The sequence below is a fragment of the Streptomyces sp. NPDC006476 genome, assembly GCF_040612015.1.
Lineage (GTDB): Bacteria > Actinomycetota > Actinomycetes > Streptomycetales > Streptomycetaceae > Streptomyces > Streptomyces griseorubiginosus_B.
Genome location: NZ_JBEXPK010000084.1, coordinates 1 through 19,950, shown reverse-complemented (window position 1 = coordinate 19,950; position 19,950 = coordinate 1). Strand labels below are relative to the sequence as shown.

General features: G+C 69.3%; 18 protein-coding genes. 16 read left to right on the top strand and 2 right to left on the bottom strand.

Going from position 1 to position 19,950, the window contains the following annotated elements:
* The first annotated feature begins 62 nt into the window (after positions 1 to 62).
* The 13 genes from ABZZ74_RS45290 (at position 63) to ABZZ74_RS45230 (ending at position 13,284) form a co-directional block, all read left to right on the top strand.
* Complete coding sequence (locus ABZZ74_RS45290; RefSeq protein WP_356949976.1) at positions 63 to 665, top strand: hypothetical protein; 603 nt, start codon at positions 63 to 65, stop codon at positions 663 to 665.
* Between the two features lie 125 nt (positions 666 to 790).
* Positions 791 to 1,507 (top strand): ATP/GTP-binding protein, encoded by a 717-nt coding sequence (locus ABZZ74_RS45285; protein WP_356949975.1) that lies wholly within the window; start codon positions 791 to 793, stop codon positions 1,505 to 1,507.
* A gap of 32 nt (positions 1,508 to 1,539) precedes the next feature.
* Entirely contained in the window at positions 1,540 to 2,247 is a 708-nt protein-coding gene (locus tag ABZZ74_RS45280; RefSeq protein ID WP_356949974.1) for an SAF domain-containing protein, read from the top strand.
* A 2-nt stretch (positions 2,248 to 2,249) separates the two neighbouring features.
* Positions 2,250 to 3,152 carry a hypothetical protein gene (locus tag ABZZ74_RS45275; RefSeq protein WP_356949973.1) on the top strand — a complete coding sequence of 301 codons (903 nt, stop codon included), beginning with the start codon at positions 2,250 to 2,252 and terminating at the stop codon, positions 3,150 to 3,152.
* A complete protein-coding gene (locus tag ABZZ74_RS45270; RefSeq protein ID WP_356949972.1) occupies positions 3,145 to 4,749 on the top strand; it encodes a CpaF/VirB11 family protein in 1,605 nt (534 codons plus the stop codon). Before ABZZ74_RS45275 ends, ABZZ74_RS45270 begins: the two co-directional genes overlap by 8 nt.
* Entirely contained in the window at positions 4,746 to 5,663 is a 918-nt protein-coding gene (locus ABZZ74_RS45265; RefSeq protein WP_356949971.1) for a hypothetical protein, read from the top strand. The genes ABZZ74_RS45270 and ABZZ74_RS45265 overlap by 4 nt, the downstream gene beginning before the upstream one ends.
* Complete coding sequence (locus ABZZ74_RS45260) at positions 5,660 to 6,559, top strand: type II secretion system F family protein (RefSeq protein WP_356949970.1); 900 nt, start codon at positions 5,660 to 5,662, stop codon at positions 6,557 to 6,559. Before ABZZ74_RS45265 ends, ABZZ74_RS45260 begins: the two co-directional genes overlap by 4 nt.
* Before the next feature lie 52 nt (positions 6,560 to 6,611).
* A complete protein-coding gene (locus ABZZ74_RS45255) occupies positions 6,612 to 6,818 on the top strand; it encodes a hypothetical protein (protein ID WP_356949969.1) in 207 nt (68 codons plus the stop codon).
* Positions 6,819 to 6,820: 2 nt separating this feature from the next.
* Entirely contained in the window at positions 6,821 to 7,237 is a 417-nt protein-coding gene (locus tag ABZZ74_RS45250) for a TadE/TadG family type IV pilus assembly protein (protein WP_356949968.1), read from the top strand.
* The gene (locus ABZZ74_RS45245; protein WP_356949967.1) at positions 7,234 to 7,686 is read left to right on the top strand and encodes a TadE/TadG family type IV pilus assembly protein; all 453 of its coding nucleotides are present in this window, start codon (positions 7,234 to 7,236) and stop codon (positions 7,684 to 7,686) included. The genes ABZZ74_RS45250 and ABZZ74_RS45245 overlap by 4 nt, the downstream gene beginning before the upstream one ends.
* A complete protein-coding gene (locus tag ABZZ74_RS45240) occupies positions 7,683 to 8,126 on the top strand; it encodes a pilus assembly protein TadG-related protein (RefSeq protein WP_356949966.1) in 444 nt (147 codons plus the stop codon). Before ABZZ74_RS45245 ends, ABZZ74_RS45240 begins: the two co-directional genes overlap by 4 nt.
* 4 nt (positions 8,127 to 8,130) lie before the next feature.
* Positions 8,131 to 11,559, top strand: coding sequence for a hypothetical protein (locus tag ABZZ74_RS45235; protein WP_356949965.1), 3,429 nt, complete (start codon positions 8,131 to 8,133; stop codon positions 11,557 to 11,559).
* A 693-nt stretch (positions 11,560 to 12,252) separates the two neighbouring features.
* The gene (locus ABZZ74_RS45230) at positions 12,253 to 13,284 is read left to right on the top strand and encodes a DUF4365 domain-containing protein (protein ID WP_356949964.1); all 1,032 of its coding nucleotides are present in this window, start codon (positions 12,253 to 12,255) and stop codon (positions 13,282 to 13,284) included.
* A 128-nt stretch (positions 13,285 to 13,412) separates the two neighbouring features.
* Here ABZZ74_RS45230 and ABZZ74_RS45225 read toward each other — a convergent pair whose 3' ends face one another.
* Positions 13,413 to 14,711 (bottom strand): cytochrome P450, encoded by a 1,299-nt coding sequence (locus ABZZ74_RS45225; RefSeq protein ID WP_356949963.1) that lies wholly within the window; start codon positions 14,709 to 14,711, stop codon positions 13,413 to 13,415.
* 405 nt (positions 14,712 to 15,116) lie between these two features.
* Complete coding sequence (locus ABZZ74_RS45220; protein WP_356949962.1) at positions 15,117 to 15,809, bottom strand: helix-turn-helix domain-containing protein; 693 nt, start codon at positions 15,807 to 15,809, stop codon at positions 15,117 to 15,119.
* A gap of 1,896 nt (positions 15,810 to 17,705) precedes the next feature.
* Between ABZZ74_RS45220 and ABZZ74_RS45215 the strand changes: the two genes are divergently transcribed.
* The 3 genes from ABZZ74_RS45215 to ABZZ74_RS45205 form a co-directional block, all read left to right on the top strand.
* Entirely contained in the window at positions 17,706 to 18,863 is a 1,158-nt protein-coding gene (locus ABZZ74_RS45215; RefSeq protein WP_356949961.1) for an MFS transporter, read from the top strand.
* A 14-nt stretch (positions 18,864 to 18,877) separates the two neighbouring features.
* Positions 18,878 to 19,273 (top strand): hypothetical protein, encoded by a 396-nt coding sequence (locus ABZZ74_RS45210; protein ID WP_356949960.1) that lies wholly within the window; start codon positions 18,878 to 18,880, stop codon positions 19,271 to 19,273.
* Positions 19,274 to 19,396: 123 nt separating this feature from the next.
* Positions 19,397 to 19,950: MFS transporter (locus ABZZ74_RS45205; protein WP_356949959.1), on the top strand; the 554-nt coding region annotated here is incomplete at its 3' end.

Sequence of the window (19,950 nt, the reverse complement as noted above, 5' to 3'; positions counted from 1 at the left end):
GTCGTCACATCGCGGACGCCGAGGGCAGCAGTCGACCGCACCGCGTCGTACGGGGAGACCACGTGACACGAGCACCACGCCGCCCGGCGGCACTCACCGCTGTCCGCATCCCGAAGCGCTTAACCACCGCAGTGCTCCTCGCCGGAAGCCTGGTGGCGCTGACCGGTTGCAGCGACAACGGCCCGAAGGCGTCGCCCTCCAGGCCTGGCACGAGTCCCAGCGCGAGCGCGTCCGCTTCCCCCCGTTCCACGGTCGATCCGGAGCAGGCCGCTGTCCTCGCCGCCTACACCCAGTCCTGGCAGGCCCAGACCGAGGCCTACGCCAAGGCGTCCTCCGCAGGCACCGGCTTGCGGAAGACCACCACGTTGCAGGCCCTGGGCCTGGTCGAGCAGGACCTGGAAACCATGCGCAAGGCCGGGCAGGTCGCGACCGGGAAACCGGTGATCCATCCCAGTGCGCCCAAGGTGACCGGCGGCGACATCCCCAAGGCCACACTCACGGATTGTGTCGACACCTCGCACTGGACCCTGATCGACAAGGCCACGAAGAAGAAGGTTCCGCTGCCGTCAACGCGGCTCATCAGATACGTCAGCACCGCACAGCTGCAGAAGTGGGGGACGAAGTGGATGGTCACCGAATTGACCGCGCAAAAGCAGACCTGCTGATACGACGCCCGGCCCTCCTGGGTGCCGCTCTCGTCCTGGCCGCCGCGGGCACCGCCCAGGCCGGCGATGGCCCGGGGGTGGGTGCGGGCACGTGCCGGGTCGTCAGGTTCTGTGTCGATGTCAATGTGCCCGGCGCTGCCGGCGGGACAAAGCAGCAGGCCGGCACGCAGGGCGGCGGCGCCAGCAAGCTGAAGTGCAAGTACACCAAGATCGACCCGAAGCCCCCGGCCAGTGCGAAGGAGATCTGGAAGGGCGCCGACCCGAAGAAGAACGACCTGTACTTCTACTCCTGTTCGGACGGAGGCCTCAACAATCCCGAAGGATTCGTCGCCGTCACCACCGGTCGGCAGCCCCAGCAGCAGGTGAATCCGCAGGAGCTGGCGCAGCGGGCCGTCGACTCCATGGCGCTGCTGGGCCCCCGCATCGACATCAACCCCAAGCCCGGCGGCCGGGGCCTGGTGGGCATGCCGGTGTGGATGGCCGTGGACCCGTCGCAGACGACATGGGGTCCGAATACCGCGACCGCGACGGCCGGCGGGGTCACGGTGACCGCGACGGCGAAGGTGGCGAAGGTCGTGTGGTCGATGGGAGACGGGTCCTCGGTGACCTGCACGACGCCCGGCACGGTCTACCGGACGTCGTTCGGGCTGAAGAGGTCACCGGACTGCGGCTACGTCTACACCCAGCCGTCCAGCGACATAGCAGGCGGCACGTACAAGGTCACTGCGACCTCGACCTGGGTCATCAACTGGAACGGCGGCGGGATCAACGGCCAGCTGACCGAGGTCCGCAACTCCTCCGTGAACGTGGCCATCGTCGAGTCCCAGGCCGTCAACTCCTAAACGTCGCACGAGATCGAAGGGCCTTCAGGCCGATGGACAGCACACAGACCTCCTTTGCACCGCGCACCGACGCCCCGCGGCAGCCCGACCTGCCCGTCAGCACCGGCACAAAGAAACGATCCGGCCGCACGTGGTCAGTGCCCGTCCTGCTGGCGCTGGTCACGCTGATCGGCGCGCTCGGCGGCGCGGTCGTCGTGGCGAGGGCCGGGGACCGGACCGACGTTCTCGCCGTCGCGCGGAATGTCCCGGTCGGCCAGCAGGTCACTGCACAGGACGTGAAGGTTGTGTCTTTCGCCGACGATCCGGGCCTGTCCCCCATCCCCGCCGCCGACCGCGCCTCGATCGTGGGCCAGCGCGCGGCCGTCGACCTTCACCCCGGCGACCTGCTCACCCGCTCGCAGCTGAGCGCGCGCGGCGGACTGGGAGACACCGAGCAGGTGGTCGGGGTCGAACTGAAGCGGGGCTACGTGCCGCGCGACGAGCTCCGGCCGGGCGACAAGGTGGCCGCCGTCGTCCTTCCCGCCCAGGGAACGGACACGGGTGCCACGGGCTCGGGGGCCACGGGCAGCAAAAGTCCTGCCACGATCGACGCGACGGTGAAGTCGGTCGGCACCCCGGACTCCACGGGCGCCCTGGTTGTGAACCTGGTGGTGGCGCCCGCGGACGGTCCCCTGCTGGCGACTAAGGCCGCGGCCAAGCAGATCGCGCTTGTACGGCAGCCCCGCCAGAGCGGGAGCTGACGGTGGCTCTGATCGCTTTGGTGTCCGCGAAGTCGGACGGCGTGACCACTTCGGCGGCAGCTCTGGCCCTGGCGAGTCGCAGGCCGGTGCTGCTGGCCGAACTCGACATGGCCGGCGGGACGTTGCGCCACGGCCTGTTGCGCGATGTTCCGCGCGGGGAACACCACGAACGCCTGGACGGGACTATCGGGCTGCACCGGCTGCCGCAGGCAGACTGGGAACGCGCCAGCGCCGAGCAGGATTTCACGCCGCAGGTCGCCCAGCATCTGTGGCCGTTGGACGACAGCGACTACCGGGTGGCGCTGCCCGGGCTGATCGATCCGAGGCAGGCCGCTTCCCTGACGTCGACCTGGCCGACGCTGCTGAACGTGCTGCAGCTGACGGACCAGCAACTGCACTGGGACGTCCTGGTCGATGGCGGGCGGATGGTCCTCGAGGGCGGCCGCCTGCACCCGGTGCTCTCGCCCGCGCCCGTACTGCGTGAGGCCGACCTGGTGCTGCTGGTGGTCCGCATGACCGAGGAATCCCAGGCGCTCGCCTACCCGATGGTGCGCGCGCTCCAGGACGATCTCGCCACCCACGGGTCCGGCGCCCGGGCCCTGGGCCTGCTCGTCCTCGGTGACGGCTACCGGCCCGCCGACGTCGCCCGGGGCCTGGACGCGCCGGTGCTGGCAGCCCTTCCGTGGGACGAGACCGCGGCCGCCTATCTGCGTACCGGTGGACGGATGCCGCGCGGGGTGACGCGCTCGCGGCTGATGCGCGCCGCGCGCGAGACCATGGCGCCGCTGCGGGAACACGCCGACCGGCGGCGCCTGCACCTCCAGATGCGGCAGGTACGGGCGGCCACTCCGGCGGTGGAGCGGATCGTCCAGCACCTCGCCCAGCGGGGGGTGCGGCATGACTGACTGGCGCACCCCGAACGGCACCAACGGACAGAACGTGGCCACCCGGCTGGGGGGCCTGCTGTCCGAGCACGCCGCGACCCGCCCGTCCGCACACCGCACACCGCCTGCCACCGCGCCGGGACCTGTCCCCTTGGCGACTCCGGCAGCCCCGGCACCCGGTCCCCCGGCCACGGGGCCGTCGGGGGCTGGGCCTGCCGACATTGGGGCGGCAACGGCGCTGCCCGGGGCGCTTCCCGTGCCCTGGGGGGAGATAACGAAGCTGCGGCAGCAGGTCGCCGACGACGTCGACCAGGTCAAGAAGGACCGGCGCCAAGCCGGCGCGCCGCTGGGCGAGAAGGACCTGGAAGAGGTGGTGCGCGCCCGGGTGCGCTCCCGGGTCGCGGGGTGGGCTCAGGCGTGGTCCCTGACGAACCCGCCGTTGTCGGGCGAGCAGTTGGAGCGGGTCCGCACCGAGGTCTTCAACCTGATCTTCCTGGCGGGTGCGCTGCAGCGGGTCCTTGACCGGCCGGGCGTGGAGGACGTCCTGGTCGACGGCGAGTGGATGTTCATCGACTCCCACGGCACGCCGCGCGAGCGGGTTCGCTCCCCATTCTCTAGCAGGTCGCAGGCCGTCGAGTGGGTCAACCAGATGGCCGCGACGTCCGGGCACGGTGAGCGGCTGCTGTCGTACGCCACGGGAAAGGTCGAGTTCGACCTGCCGGACGGCTCCCGTGTAGCCGCCACGCTGCTGACGGACGATGTGACGATCGCGATCCGCAGGCACGCGGCGGAAGCGGCCACCCTCGGCGACCTGGAGCAGTGGGGCACCGTCGACACGATCGTTGCCTCGTTCCTGTCGGCCGCGGTGAAAGCGGGCCTGTCCATCATCATCGCCGGCGACATGGCGACGGGTAAGACCACGCTCATGCGGGCCCTGGGCCGCGAAGTTCCTGCTCACGAGCGGCTGGCGACGTTGGAGAGCGAGCCGGAGCTGCGGCTGAACCATGACGACCCGGACCGGCACGCTCATGTGATCGCTTTCCGCACGCGGGAGGGCAACGGCGAGCGGGACGCCACCGGGCGGGTCACGCTCGCCGACCTGGTGCCCGTCTCCCTGCGCTACAAGGCCACCCGGGTCATGGTCGGCGAGGTCCGCGGCGATGAAGCCGTCGCCATGCTGGAGGCGATGATCGCGGGCGGTGCGGGGTCGATGTGCACCCTGCACGCGAAGGACCCCGAAGCCGTGGTCGACCGGCTGATGGTGCCGCTGGCCAGGGCCGGGCTGAGCGACCAGGCCGCCTACCGGCTGATCGCGGCCGCCGTCGACCTCATCGTGTACGTGGACGCGATCGACGAGACCGACCAGGGCGGCCAGGTGCACCGGTTCGTCTCACACGTATGGGAGACGGCCGGCCGCAGCGAAGGCGGCGGAGTGGCGTTGTCACAGCTCTTTGCCCCCCGCGAGGACGGGGGCGAGCCACGGGCCATGCCCACCCGCACGCCGATGAACGAGCGCCGGCTGCGCAAGCTGGAGCGCAAGGGCTTCCACCGGCGTTGGCTGATCGACTATCCGAACGGGCAGTGGCGGCCGCTGCGCCGGGCGGGAGGTGCAGCGTGACCCAGTCGTACCTGTCCGCGCTCGGCATGGTCGCCGGCGCGGTGGTGGCCTTGAGCCTGACCGGGCTCGTCGCCGCATTGCGCGGCTGGCGGCCGGCCACACGCAGCGTGCGGCCCGGCCGGCTGCGGGGCCGTCTGCAGCGGGCAGTTGAGGAACTGCCGCCCGCCTGGCGGGACAACTACCGGCTGCTGCTGGCCGGGGCCGCGGTCGCGGGAGCACTGATGTGGGCCATCACCGGGTGGCCCGTGCACGGGCTGCTCGCCTTCGCAGTGGTGGCCGGGCTGCCGTTCGTGCTCTACCCAGGTGGTTCCGGCCGTACGGAGGTCGCCCGGCTGGAGGCGATCGCGGAGTGGCTGCAGCAGCTCGCCAGCGTGCGGGCCGGCGGCAAGCCGCTGGAGGCCACGATCGTCGAACTCGACACGGTTCCGGCCCTGTTGCAGCGGCCGGTGAGCCGACTGGCCGACCGGCTGAGTTCCGGGATGCCCGCCCGATGGGCCTACCGGCAACTGGCCGACGACCTCGCCAGCCGCATCGGCGACGACCTCGCCCAGTTGTTCATGGACCACGTCACCAGCCGCGGCCCCGGCCTGGCGCGCGCGCTGTCCGCGCAGGCCGCTCTGGTCGCCCGGCAGGCCGCGGATCTACGGGACATCGATGCCGAGCGGGCCAAGGCCCGCTCCGAAGCCCGACGGGTGTCCCTGTTCGCGATCGCCGTGGTCACCGTGATCCTCGTCAACGGCAGCTACTCGCAACCGTTTTCGACCCCGCTCGGCCAGCTCGGGCTGCTGGTGCTGGGCGTGCTGTTCGTCGCGTCGCTGCTGTGGCTGCGCCAGATGGCTGTGATGGAGGAAGAGCCGCGCACCCTGCTCACCGCCGAGGAACGCGCGAAGGCACAGGAGAGTGAGGCGGCATGAGTCTGTCCGTCCCCGCAATGCTGCTCGGCGGGCTGACCGCGCTCGGCGGCACACTTACCGTGCGCAGCCTGCTGCCCAAGCGGACCCCACTCGACCAGGTCCTGTGCCGCACCCACGCCCCCGCCCCGCGCACCTCGTCTACCAGGACGGCGGCGAAGGGGTCCGCCAAGTGGGCGGACCGCGTGGGCGCCCGGCTGATGGAAACCGATGCCTTCGTGACGCGGCTGCCCGCCCGGGATCTGAACCTGCTGGAGATGGCGCCGGCCTCGGTGCTGGGCCGCTGCGCCCTGTATGCGCTGGGCGGGTTCCTCATCCCGCAGTGGATCATTTTCCTGCTGCGCTTGGGCGGTCTGACACTGCCGTTCATCGTCCCGGCGGCCGCCGGGGTGGGCGTCGCACTGTTCATGGTCTTCAAATGCTTCGACGACGTCCGCGACATGGCCACCGACGCCCGCTTCGAGTACCGCTACTACATCGCCTCGGTCCTGGAGCGCGTCGCCCTGGCCCGTAACTCCGACGCCGGTGCGGCCGAGGCCCTCGCCCGGGCCGTGGAGTCGGGTGACGGACGCGCCGCGGTCCGGATCCGGGACACCGTCGAACACGCCCGCCTGGCCGGGGTCAGCCCGTGGGATGCGCTCGGCGGACTCGGCACCGAGCTCGGCGTGCCCGACATCGCACGACTGTCCGCCAGCTTGTCCCTCGCGGGCGAGGAACAGGCAGCCGTCTACGACCAGTTGGAGTCCCAGGCCGAGGTCGTACGGCGGGGACTGCTCGCGGACCGCAAGGAGAAAGCGAACGTGGCCAGCGAGAAGATGCATGTGCCGTCGCTGGCCATCGTCTTCCTGATGGCCGTCTTCCTGATGGCACCGGCCCTCGTCCGCATCCTGTCGTTCTGATCCGCCCGCCCGGTGCAGTCGAGAGTGCACCGTGAACGTCTGGAGGAAAGTCATGCACACCGTCCGCAACCGCCTCTCCCTCGTGTTCGGTGCACTGCGCCGGCACGGCGCTGTGATCCGCGCACATGCGACAGACCGTGGCGCGTCGGCACTGGAGTGGGGGCTGATCCTGGTCGCCGGGGGCACGCTGGTCGGCGTCGTGTACGCGGCGGCCAACACCACGGTCGGCGAGAAAGTCCAGCAGATCCTGGGTTTTTGACCATGCCTGCCCTACGCACACGCCCGTGGCGGCACCTGGCCGGCCGACCGTGGTGGCGGCAGGACCGCGGCGCCACTGCCCTGGACATGTCGATGGTCGTCCCGCTCGCTTTCCTGCTGGTGTTCACCCTGATTCAGGGCGGCATCTGGTTCCACGGCCGGTCGGTGGCCCACCACGCAGCCCAACAGGCCGTGGACGCGCAGCGGGCCTACGACGCCGCACCAGGTGCGGGAGAGGCAGCTGCCGACGCGTTCCTGGCCCGGATGGGCGGATCTTTGAAGGGCGCGGTGGTGCAGGTCAGCGACGACGGCGACACGGTCAGCGTCGCTGTAGAAGGCGACGTGATCAACCTGGTGCCCGGGTGGAGCGGACACGTGCGCCAGAGCGTCCAGGCCCCCGTCGAGAAATTCCGGCCATGAGATGGCAACGGTGGCCCGACCAGCTGGAGCGTGACCGCGGCAGCGCCGCCTTGAGCCTCGCGATCTTCGTGCCGGTGGCGCTGGTGCTGATCGGCTTCACGATCGCCTGCGGGCGGGTGGCGCTGGCCGAGGGCGCCGCCGACGCGGCCGCCCGAGACGCCGCGCGCACCGCCTCGCTGGCGAGCGACCCGGCCTCCGGCGAGGCTGACGCACGCCAGGCCGCACAGTCCAGCCTGGCCAACTCCGGTATCCACTGCGCCGGCATCAGCGTCGAGTTGGACACCAGCGGGCTGTCCGCGCCAGTGGGGCAGGCCGCCAGCGTGACGGCCACCGTCTCGTGCACGGCGCCCCTGAGCGAGCTCGCACTGCCCGGCGTGGGCGGGTCCAAGACACTCACCAGCACCAAGACGTCCGTCGTTGACACGTGGGCAACCCGGAGCGGCTCATGACCAGATGGCGTCGATGGCCTCGCATCCCTTCCGGCCGCCGGGACCGCGGCGGCCTGGAACTGTTCTACGCGGGCACCGTGCTGATCGCGTTCCTCATCATCGGCCTGGTCATCGACGGCGGCCTGGCCCTGGACCAGATGTCGGATGCCGACTACGTCGCCCAGGAGGCCGCGCGGGCCGGCGCCCAGCAGATCGACCCCGGCCAGGCCATCACCGGCGAGGCGATCGTCGTCGACCCGGACGCTGCCCAAGCCGCCGCCCGCTCCTTCCTCGACAGCAAGGGCGTCGACGGTGACGTCGCCATCGCCGAGGACGGGCAGAGCCTCACGGTGACCGTGCGCGCTGCCTACCACCCCTACTTCGCCTCCCTGATCGGCGTCGGTGAGATGTCCGTGACGGGACACGGCACTGCCACCCTGCTTCACCAGCCCGGAGGCTGACCCCATGCCCCACTCCCCCACTCGCGTGCGCCGCCGAGACCGCTCGTGGCCACGGGCCGTCGCGCGCGGCCTGTTCGCGTTCGTCGCGCTGGCCGCTCTGGTAGCCGGCGTGCCCGCGCTGCTGCTCGTCCTCGGCACACTGCCCGCGACGGTGCCGACGCTGGACGAGGCACGCACGGTGCTGCTGAGCCCGGACGATGACGGCTCGGGACTGCTGACCACGATGACCCTGGCGGCGTGGATCGCGTGGCTGTGGCTCGTGGTCCCCGTTCTGATCGAGATCGTCGCCGTTCTGGCGCGGCGGACGACCCCGCGGCTGCCGGGCATGGCAACCGGTCAGCGTCTGGCCGGGTTTCTGCTGAGCAGCATCGTGCTGGCCTCTCCCGCGGCCGCCGCCAGTGCCGCCACCCCGGCGGTCACCGCCACCTCGACCCACGTTCCGTCGGCCGGCCAGGCAGCCGGCAGCCGGCCGAGCACTCCGGCCCCGAGTACGGCGGCGGAGAAGACGGCAGCGGCTGGGAAGTCCCGGGAGTTCACCGTGGGGGCGGAAGACACCACCTGGTGGGAACTGGCCGAGCAGCTGCTGGGGGACGGCACGCGCTACAGCGAACTGCAGCGCCTCAATCCGGAAGTGCCCACCGCGGCCACGGTGGTGCCGCAGGGCACGACTCTGCGCGTGCCCGGCAACGCCGAGGTGCCCAGTGAGGAGACCGGCTCCGGCATCCGCACGCAGCTCGCCTCCAGCACACGCGATACGGCCGACGAGGGTGGCGATGGGGACGTGGTCACCGTGGAGGCCGGCGACTCCCTCTCAAAGATCGCGGCCGAGGAACTCCACAACGGCAACAAGTGGCCGCAATTGTTCGAGGCCAGCCGGGGCACGGCGCAGCCAGACGGCCTGCCGAATATCACAGACCCGAACAAGATCTTCCCGGGGCAGCAGGTCACCATTCCCAAGGCGGCATCCGAGCAACCCTCGCATCCCCGAGAGCACACAAAGGACGGCTCCGGGACCGAACGCTCCGCTCCCCCGGCTCCGGACCACACCGAGAAGGACTGGAGCGCCGGCACCGGAGGTGGTGAGTCGGCGGCCCCCCGTGGCTCCGCCACCTCGGGAACGGAGACTCCGGCTCCCAGCGAGTCGAGCCGTCCCGCCGAGCATGCGAGCCAGGGTGCTGGCGGGCCTTCGAGCGGCAACCACGGTTCGGCCGCACCCGGGTCGGGGGCTCCGTCGGCATCACACACGCCCACGACGTCGGCGTCCGAGACACCCTCCTCAGATACCCCTGCGACGTCACCCGCAGGCCAAGTGCCGCAGCTGCGGACGGTGCTGGGCGCTGGTGCGCTGCTGGCAGCCGCCGTGACCGGTGCGCTCGCCACGCGCCGCATGCTGCAGCGCCGTCGCCGCAAGCCAGGTGAGACCATCGCGATCTCCTCCGCGACCTCCTCGGCCGAGGCGCAGTTGGCGGCCGCCGCCGAGCCCGACGGATCGGCCCGTCTGGACGTGGCCCTGCGCACGATGGCCCACCGGCTGGAGGGCGAAGCCGGACTGCCCGGGCTACGGGCCGCCCGCATCGGGGCCCGCACGCTGGAGGTGCTGCCCGAGGACCCGGCGTTCAAACCGTTGGCGCCGTTCTCGGCCGGACGTGACGGTTGGTGGATACTGCCGAGGGACGCCGAGCTCCTGGACGAAGAGGCCGCCCATCAGGTGCCGGCACCGTATCCGGGGCTGGTGACCCTCGGCAGCACCGCCGACGGTGACCTCCTGCTGGTGAACTTGGCCCAGTTGCCCGCGCTGCTACTCGACGGCGATCCGACGCACATCACGGAAGTGTGCACGTCACTCGCCGTAGAGATCGGGATGAGCCCGTGGGGCAGCGTGGTCGAAGTGGTCGCCGTCGGATTCGGTGAGGACCTGCCCCGGCTGCTGCCCACCTCGCGGATCATGCACATGCGTGAGGCCGTGCACGCCCTGCGGGATCTCTCCGAACGTCTGCTGGAGGTCCACCAGATGCCGGAGACCAGCCACCATCCCTATCTACTGCTGTGCACCGCCTCTCTCGACGAGGACACGGCCTGGCAGTTCGCCGACGTCATCGACAAGGCCCGGATCCCGGTCACGCTGATCGCACCGGCGGCCGCGGCGGCCGCGCACTTTCCCGATGCTGAGATCCTCAACGCCGAGCTCGACGAGCCACAGCAGCTGGACTGCGCCGGCATCGAGATCACGGTGCAGCGGCTGGAGCGCACCGCGTACCAGCAGATCGCCACGGCGCTCGCCGTCTCCGGGCAGCCTGCCATGCCAGCCGAAGGGCCATGGGAAGAGGTCCCGGACGAACCCGACCCAGAGATGACGCCCCGGCCCGCCAGGGGCGAGCCCAATGACCAGGCCACCGGCGCCGGCACCTACACCGCGAACAAGGCCTCTGTCACACCGGTCGCGTCGGTGACGGTGCATGAGAACGAGGGTGACATAGAGGTGTTCCCAGCCCTGTTGGCCGCGTCGGCGGACCCGGCCGGGCTTCGCCTCCTGTCCACCGCGCCGCCTCAGGGGGAGGACGATCCCGAGGACCAAGCGCTCACCGAAGACTCAGCAGAGAATGAAGCGCCGGAGGAGCCGTCCGTTCAACTCCCGGAGCCGGACAACAGTGGGGCTGCAGAGGAGCCGGAGGCACACGACCTGCATGCCCCGGAGATCCGTGTCCTGGGGCCGGTCGAGGTGGACGGCGTTGCCACCTCGGGGCACGGCCCCAGGACCGCGCAACTCGCCTCATTGCTCTACTTCCGGCCGGGTCGCTCCGCCGATGCGCTGTGCAACGACATGGACCCGCTCGCCCCATGGAGTTTGAACACCCTCAACTCCCGGCTGCGCGGCCTGCGCAGCGCCCTGGGCAATGACCCTTCCGGGAACCCGTACGTTCCGCGCCGCCGCACAGGCGACGACCCCTACCGCCTCTCCCCCGCAGTGCGGTGCGACTGGACCAGGTTCCTCCAGCTCGCCGAGCGCGCACTGCCCCAAGGACCAGCCGGGCTGCCGGATCTGGAGAAGGCCCTCGGGCTGGTGCGAGGGCGGCCCTTCGGTGCAAGACCGCTGCCTTGGGCGGGACCCTTCCAGCAAGAGATGATCACAAGGATCGTCGACGTCGCCCACACAGTGGCCACGCACCGCACCCGGCCGGGACCGCACCACGACCTCACCGCGGCCCGGCAGGCCATCTCGACCGGCCTCGAAGCTGACAACAGTGCCGAGCTCCTTTACAGGGACTGGATGCGGATCGAACATGCGGCCGGGAACCGCTCCGGCTTACACACCGCGATCACGCAGGTTCAGCAGGTCAACCGGTCACTGGACTGCGATCTCGAAGTGGAGACCGAGCAGCTGATCAGCGATCTCCTCAACGGGAACGGCTCGGCGCTGCGCAAAGCGCTGTAGCCGGGTGCGCAGTGTGCTCCACCGGTGGGCGGCCACGTCCCGGGCTGCGTAGGCGAGCAGTTCGTTCACGGCCGCCTCGTTCGACGCGGGCGGCCGGGTCTGCCAGCTCTCCCGCGTTACCCGTACGGTCTGCGCAACCGCGTGCACGTGCGCGGCGAGAGTGTCGTCCAGCGCGCTCGTGCCCCCGTCCTGCGTCGGCCGGTGACAACGACGGGCCCTTGGAACGGGTACAGGGGCATGCCGCCCCAGGCGCTCGCCAGGGCCCAGACGGTGAGGTTCTCGGGAAGTCCGTCGCCTCGGCCCGCGCCGTGAATGTGCATCACGACCCGCGTGGGAGGCCGCCTGGTCGGAGGTTCCGGGGGGCCGGCGAGCGTACGGATCACTGAATGCGCATCCGCCTGCGGGAGGTCGAAGTCGATAACGGTGGCGTCCGTGTCAATGCGCAGGGCTCGCGTGTCTTCCTTCGAGAGGATGTTGGGTGCGCACTGTCCTCGGGGCGCGGGTGCGCATTGGTCTACGTGGCCGGTCGGCCAGCTGGAGCCTGCGCGCGGCCAGCCGCAAGGATCCCGGCCCGGTGCCGGGCAGGCAGTAGTACACGCACTCCAGGCGCAGGCCCTCGCCGAGGGCTTCGGGAGAGGGGAACTGCTCCAGCGGGATCTCGACCTCGTTCTCTGGCCGGATGCCGGTGCGGTCGTGCCACACGAACGAGTCACCGTTGCTGGTGAAGACCGCACTCCAGCAGAAGATGGAGCCGTGATGCGCCGTAAACCATCTGCCAAGGTCGCCACTGCCGGGGTGACCCACACCAAGCTCGCCGTCGAGGACGAGCTGGAGTGGCTGTTCCGCGAGCAGCCCACCGAGGACTACGGCATTGACGCGCATGCCGAGGTTGTCGACGGCGAGGACGTCCGTGGTCGGCTGCTGGCGCTGCAGATCAAAAGTGGGATGAGCTGGTTCCGGGAGACGGCGCCAGAGGGTTGGTGGTTTCGGCCAGACATCGAGCACGTGGCCTACTGGCTCAACCACTCGCTTCCGGTGGCTGTGGTGCTGTACCACCCGGAGACGAAGCGCTGCCACTGGCAGTTGGCGAATCGAAAGACGCTCCAGCAGACATCCACCGGCGGCTGGAAGCTCCTGGTGCCGGAAGCCCAGGTGCTGGATGCTACCGCCCGAAAGGCCCTCCGGGAGGCTGCCGAGGGCGATCCATACGAGCTGCGTATCCGTGAATTGCAGCTGGCCAAGCCATGGATGGAGCTGCTGGCCAGCGGCAAGCGGCTGGTGGTCGACATGGAGGAGTGGATCAACAAGGGTTCAGGACGAGGCGACATTCGTCTAGGCATAGACAACGAGGACGGCGAAGAACCCGAGAAGCTGGCCAGTTGGGGTGTGTTCCTTGGTCTCGCCAGCTACGCCGAGGTGGTGCCGAAGCTGTTCGCGTGGGCTGACGCCCACGTGCACCCGGAGACGTACGACGGGACGGAGTATGACCAGTACAGAGCAGATTGCAGTATTTGGGACGATGAGTATGAGGTCTTCGCGGCGGTGCCGTTCGAGGAGTGGAAGCGAGACTTGAATACGGAACGTATCCGGCCGTACCGCAACGGCGGTGGTGAGGTCGACTTCTACCGGCTTGAGCTGACGCTCAATGAGCTGGGCAAGTCGTTCTTGGTGGTGGACAGGTTCGGGATGAAGGGTGGGAGGTTGCTCACGGGTGAGGACCTGTGAGGAGAGTGCGTTGCCCTGGTCGGGGCGGTTCAGGCGGACGCGCAGGGCGCGGTCGTTGTCGGTCTAGGTGACGTGCAGGGTCTTGAAGTCGTTGATCACGGCGAGTCATCCTTGGGGGTGGGGGCGGTTCAGGGGGCGGCCAGATGGAGGGATGTCATGCGTCGGAAGGCGATGCGCGGCGCCCACTGGGCGGGGGCGGTGATGTTCAGGCGGAGGGGGCGTTTGAGGAGGCCGGTAAGGAGGGTGGCGGCTTCCAGGCGGGCGAGGGCGTTGCCGAGGCAGTAGTGAATTCCCGCGCCGAATCCGAGGTGCGCGGATGGACCGGTCGTTGGTGCGGTGCCGGATTCGCGCGGGCCGCGGCGGCGGCCGACGTCGAGCACATGGGGGTGGGTGTACTGGGCGGGATCGTGGTGTGCGGCGCCGATCAGGAGGTGCACCATTTCGCCTGCGGGTACGGGGATTTCGCCGAGGTGGGTGTCGGCGGCTGCGACGCGGCTGATGAGATGGATGGGAGCGTCGTAGCGCAAGACTTCTTCGATCGCGTCCGGTATCACGTCGGGTTGTGAACGTATGGCGTCCATTTGGGACGGGTGCTCGAGCAGCAGGCGGACGGTGTTGGCGAGCAGATGTGATGTGGTTTCCAGTGCCGCCAGGATCATGAACAGGGCGAGGGAGTGGACTGCTGCGTCGGCGGCGTCTCGGTCGGCTTCGTGTGCGTCCCAGGTGTGGATCCACTGTGAGACGGGATCGTTGCCGGGTCTCTTTCGGCGTTCCTTGATGAACTCGCTGAAGTACGCGCGTAGTTGGGCTGTTGCTGCGTCGGAGAGGGCGAGGTCGCTTGCCGTGGGGAACAACTCCTGTGTGTGTACCTGGTCATGGGTCAGGGTGCGCAGGAGTGCGTAGTCGGCCGGGGGCAGGTTCATCCATTGTCCGATGGTGATGACGGGGAGTTCCTCGCTGACCAGGGTGACGAAGTCCGCCGCCCCGTCGCGTAGTCGTTCGGTGAAGTCGTCGAGAAGGTGGTCGACCGCTTTTTCTACCGTGCGGTGCAGGGCGAACAGTGTGCTCTGGTCGAAGGGGTTGCCGAGGGTCCTGCGTATCTGGGTGTGGTGGGGCGGGTTGAGGAGTGGCAGCGTCTGGCTCATTTGTAGTGAGGCGGGTGAGCGCCACCGGGTGTTGTTGGACTGGCGGGAGCGCCAGGCGCGGTCCGGGACCGTCCATGTTTTGTCGCGCAAGATGGAATGGCAGAGACGGTAGGACGTGACCAGATTTCCGCCCCATGGTGCCGGAATTACTTCACCCATTGCTGTTAATTGGGTGTAGATGGGCAGTGGATTTTTTTGGCCCTTGCTTGTGCGTAGCCGGGAGAAGAGCTGGATCAGCGCGCGCCGTGGGTTGATTGACGGTGCAGCCGTGGCGGAATCCAAGGGGGCTCCTTCTCGCATGATCTCACCTTAATCGCGAGCCGTGCCTACCCTTACAGTTGAACGTTCATGCACCAGACCTTGTTTGGTGCCTGTTGCGCGAATCACGTTTTGACTGCGCCAAGAGGCCGTGCTGTGTCTTTTCTGTGCACCGTACTCCGGCGGCCTCTGCGACCCGGCTGTCGATGGGGCGCATCGCCACTAGTCCGGGGCGGGGCCAATAAGGGGCCTCGAATGCGGGGCGAGCGGCAGCATCCGACTCTGTCGATAGTGGGGGAAGTCATTCAGCGTCGCGGGGTGAACTGTCCTCTGGGTGATGGACGGGGTGGAAAGCAGCTTGAGGCCCGGCCGCCGCACGCTATTTCAACGGTACGGTTGCCGGGCGCGGGTGCAGGGTGATCCGTCGTCTCACTCGTCGGCAGCGTCTGGTTGTGGCTGTCCTTCGAGGAGGAATTCAGTGTAGAGCTTTTCTCCTCGGTCTACGGAGAAGTCGACGAAGGGGAGGACCTCTGGAACCGCGATCGCACCGAGGAGGTTCTGGTAGGCCCGCGAGATGTGGGTCTCGAGGTGGTCGAGGCCGCCGTCGATGACGATCGCGGTGAGCACCAGTCCGGACCATGTGCCGGGGATCTGCCGGGCCTGTTCTTCGGGTATGACGTGGGGCCTCAGTTCCCCCTTTTGCTGGGCTTCTGTCAGCTGACCGGTGTTGAAGGCGACCCAGTCCGGCCAGGGGGTTCCATATTCCTCGCTGGAGCCGTATTCGAAGGAAAGTTTCAGGGCGGCGAGAAGTGCGTCCTCGCGGGCGACTCGGTGTGCCAGGATCATGCCGATGTCATAGATTTCTTGGACTTTGAGGCGCTGCGGGCGGAGTCCGTCCATCGTCAGGGTATTTTCCATGATGGCCTTCGCTATGTCCCTTTTCCCTCCTGGGAAGTAGTTGTAGAAGAATCTTTTGTTCGATTCCGCTTCGAGGATGATGTCACTGAGGCTCGCTCCTCGGTATCCCTTTGTGACGAATTCGCGCGCTGCGGCGTCGATGATGCGCGCCTTCGCGTCGATCGCGCGCTGCTGGATCTTCCGAGTCGTTTTCTGTTCGGTCATTTCTCGCCTTCGCCGCCCATCCATGAGGCTGGGACCGGTGCACCTGCCTGGATGGGTCATTTCGGGGTGCCCGCCCGGGGTGGACGCTGCGGCAACCTGTTTATACAGTGATCACGTGCAGGGGTATCCGTTCGAGCGCTTTGCCGCATTTCGGGCAGAGAACCGATTTCCGTAACTCGTGTGCGGTCCTCACGTCGAAGAATTCCAGGATCTCGCAGCCGTTCGGGCACACGGTATACCCGGAGATCAGTTCTCCGATGGCGACCTGGATGCCGGTGGGGTTTGGCGTGCCGGAAGAATTGGGTTCTGCGTACATTGTTCCTCCACGGTGGCGGGGAGCTGCTCGGCTGGGCGGGGAGCGGCTGGCGCGGTGGGTCCGGTCATGGCGTGTGCAGTTCCGGTCGTCTTGGCGTCGAGGGGCTCGCTGTGCAGCCGGCTGGGACCGGTGGGCGCAGGTGCGGGGGTGTGGTGTCCGTGCAGGGAAACCGGGGCCGGGTGCGATCGGTACGCCGGCCGCGGCGCCGGAGGATTGCAGGGCGCTAGCGGTACGGCAATTTGCGCCCGATCCGGTAACAACTGGGCCTCCCGGTAATGGTGTGGTCACTGTTCGCTTGACGTGTCCTCAGTCAGGGTTCCAGACTTGGCGCCGAAAAGGTAGACCGCACAGTCCCGTGTAGCCCACACAGTACGAGGGGATCTCGGACATTTCGCCTCGCGGGAGGTGAGAGAGGTCGAGATCTGTGAGCATCCGGCCTGATGTCTGAGCTGGGAGCTTGAGTCGTACTCCGGGGGATTCGCGGGCCTTGGGGGATACAGACCGAAGCGGCCGTCGACGGCTGCGACAGATGGGACTGCTCAGTCTCCTTAAGACCGGATGGTCTCATGAGGAGGGTTGAGTCGGCGTCTGCCCGCCGCGCCGTCGGGGGCGCGCCGTCAGTTCCGCTGACGACTCAGAGCAGCACGGGGAGATTGATGCTTTGCGATCGTGGCGCCGTGAAGTCGGCCGGCACGCGCAACGGCCGGCAGTTGCCGCGCCAGGCCGTGCCCTGAGCGCGCGGCGCTGAGACCGCCCGCTGGCCGGTTCTCGCGTGGACGCCCTCTCTTGATGCCTGGCGATCTCTGTTGGCCCAGAGGTGGTCGGGGCGTTGGGTGTCCACGCTGTACACGGCCCGCAGATGCGCGGAGTACATGCGATGAAGGCGGCCGCCCCCTGTTGGCCCAGGGAACGGCCGCCCGTAGGGACTCCAGCGAGGAGTCATCGCACCACCAGAACCGGATCAGTAACCAACCTGGGGCGCTCGAGGCGTGTTGGCGCACGCCGCGCACAGGATAGGCCACGGCGCCCGCTCACGCAGGTGCCCGTCGGCCGTCGTGTGCCGAGCACCCAGCACCTCACCATGGAGGCTGCTGTGTCTTTCCCTTTCGACGCCGTCCCGCCGTTGCTGCGAGGTACGGCGCGACCCAATTGCGGCCCTGAGGGCATCGTTCCCGCGGCCCGGCCGGGCAGCCCTGGCCGCGAGGCGCACCACGGTGCGCGCTGTCGGCGGAGTCCGACACCGCGGCTGAGCCGGTCCTCCTGACTTCCGGGCTCAACTACCGCCTGATGGCGGCTGTTTGAGCTAGCCGAGTGTCCAGCACGGCTTCCGGCTGCAAGGCCGTGTGCCTGCTGACGCTCTCGCTCCCCGGTTTTCACGCCAGTGCCGACGCGTTCGCGCCCTGGGCCGAACTCTGGTCCCGTTGCCCGCCCCCACCAGTCCCGGCGCCGCCTTTCGGTGTCCTGGACTGCCCTCGGGAGTTGCCTTGCTGTCGACCGACCTGCCTGCCCGTCCCTCTCCCGTCCGCCTCCCGGTTTCTGCCACGCGGCCACGCAAGCCCAGCGCCGTCTGGGTGCTGGTCGTGGGGGCAAGCGCCGTGCGCGCGGCCGGTTTCGCCTACCCCTTTTTGTCCTACCGCCTGAGTGAACTGCACTTTCCCGCCCGGGGCGTCAGCGGCGTCCTCGCGGCCTTCGGCGTCGGCTGGCTGGTCGGCCAACTCGTGTGCGGACGGCTCGCCGCCACACTGGGGCGCCGGACCACCTTGGTGAGCGCCCTGCTGGTGTCCGCCGCGGTGCTGCCGCTGCTCGCGCAGGCGACGGCGCCGGTCGCGGTCGGCGCGGCCGCCGTCATCGCGGGGATGTGTTACGACGCTCCCCGGCCGGTGATCTCGGCGTTCGTGGCCGACGAGATCACCGACGAGGCCACGCGCGCCAGGATCACCGGCTGGCGGCATTTCGGCATCAACGTGGGCGCCGCGACCACGGGTGCCGTCGGTGGTCTGCTGGCGGATTCCGCCGGCCTGTCGGCCCTTTTCTGGATCAACGCCGTGGCCTGCGCCGTGTTCGCCGTCGTCGTGCTGGCGGTCCTGCCCGGCGACCGGCCCGCGCCCGGGCCGGTCGACCTCGCCGCCGGGCCGGTAAGGGATGGCCGGCTGTGGCTGCTGTGGCTGGCCAGCGTCCTCGGATTCGTCCCGGTGGCGGGCGTTTTCAACATCCTGCCGCTGCTGATGGAGCACTCCGGGCTGCCAGCGTCCGCGTACGGCTGGACGCAGGTCGCCAGCGCCGCAACGGTCCTGCTGCTGTCCGTGCCAGCCACCGACTGGCTGGCGCGCCGCCCCGGGTCCTCCTCCATGGTCGGGCTGCTGGCCGCCAGTTCCCTGGTGCTGGGTACCGGTATCGGCTGCGCGGGCCTGGCGTCGTCGACATTGCAGTACGCCGCGGCGGCCGCGGCGGCAGTCCCGGGCGAGATCACCGCCATCGTCGCCGCGCAGGCGGTCGTGGACCGGATCACCCCGCCGCAGGCACGCGGCCTGTACGCGGGCGTGTGGGGCACCAGCCTGGCCACCGCCGTGATCTGCGCTCCCGTCCTCGCCGGCTTCTCGCTCGCCCAGGGCGGGCCCGGCCTCGTGGCCGTCACGACCTTCTCCTGCGGCGCTCTCGGCGCCGTCACCTGCCTGCCGCTTGCCGTGCTCGTCAACCGGCACCGCACACGGCCGCTTTCCCCCACCACCCCACGATGAAAGGAACTCCTCGCATGCGTACGACGCACCGCTTCGTCCGGTATTCCCTGTCCGTCGCTCTCGGCGCAGCCGCCACCGTCGCCGCCCTGGCCACCAGCCCGGCCAGCGCCGACTCCGGCTGGTGGTACAGCACCAACGGCGGAGCCAAGGGCCGCTTCATCGCCGCCGGCGACAAGACCACGGCCTGCGACATTAAGCGCGACGGCTACCTGGCGCTCGTGCAGATCCTGACGATCAACAACTCGCTGCTGTACCGGGTGGCCGACACCAAGGTCGACGGCAAGTGCACCACGAAGGGCGCCAGTTACTTCGATCTGCAGGACGGCGCCACCTACAAGATCGAGGTCTGCACGGTGAAACGGGGCGGACGCCCCGTCAACTGCTCCAGCACGCACCAGTTCACCGCCTGACGCATCCGCCCGGCACGCCGCTGCCCGCCCTCCGCCCGCAGCGGCCTCGGCCGGCCGCCGTGTGCCAGCCCTTCTCTCTGGAGTCCTTCCGTGCCGTGCCCTTCTGCCACCGCCGGCGGTGCCGTGCCTTCGGTCACGTACGGCCAGGTGCTGCGGGTTCCGTATGCCACCCGGCTGCTGCTGAGCACGCTGCTGGGCCGGTTGCCGTCGGGGATGGCACCGCTGGCGGTCGTCCTGGCGGGTGGGCACCGCGACGGCTACGCCGCAGCCGGGGCGTTGGCGACGGTGTATCTGGCAGCCAACGCCGCCGGAGGCCCTTTGCTGGGCAGGCTGGTTGACCGGCTGGGCCAGCTGCGGGTGCTGACAGTGAGCGCGATGGTGGCCAGCGTCGGCTTCTGTCTGCTCCTGACCGACGGCGCCATGCTGCTGGGCGCGGTGGTCGCCGGTCTGGCCCGGCCGCCGCTGGATGCGGCCCTGCGCGCGACGCTGGCGTCACTGATGCCCGACCGGGAGCACCAGCGGGTCGCGCTTTCCCTGGACGCCTCGGCACAGGAAATTATCTATATCGCCGGTCCACTGCTGCCCGAGTTCGACAGTTGGTGGGCATGCGGGGCGGGTTGGCGGCGGATCTGTGCAGGTGGGAGACGTGAGGCAGCTCCGAAGCCGCTCGAAGGTGT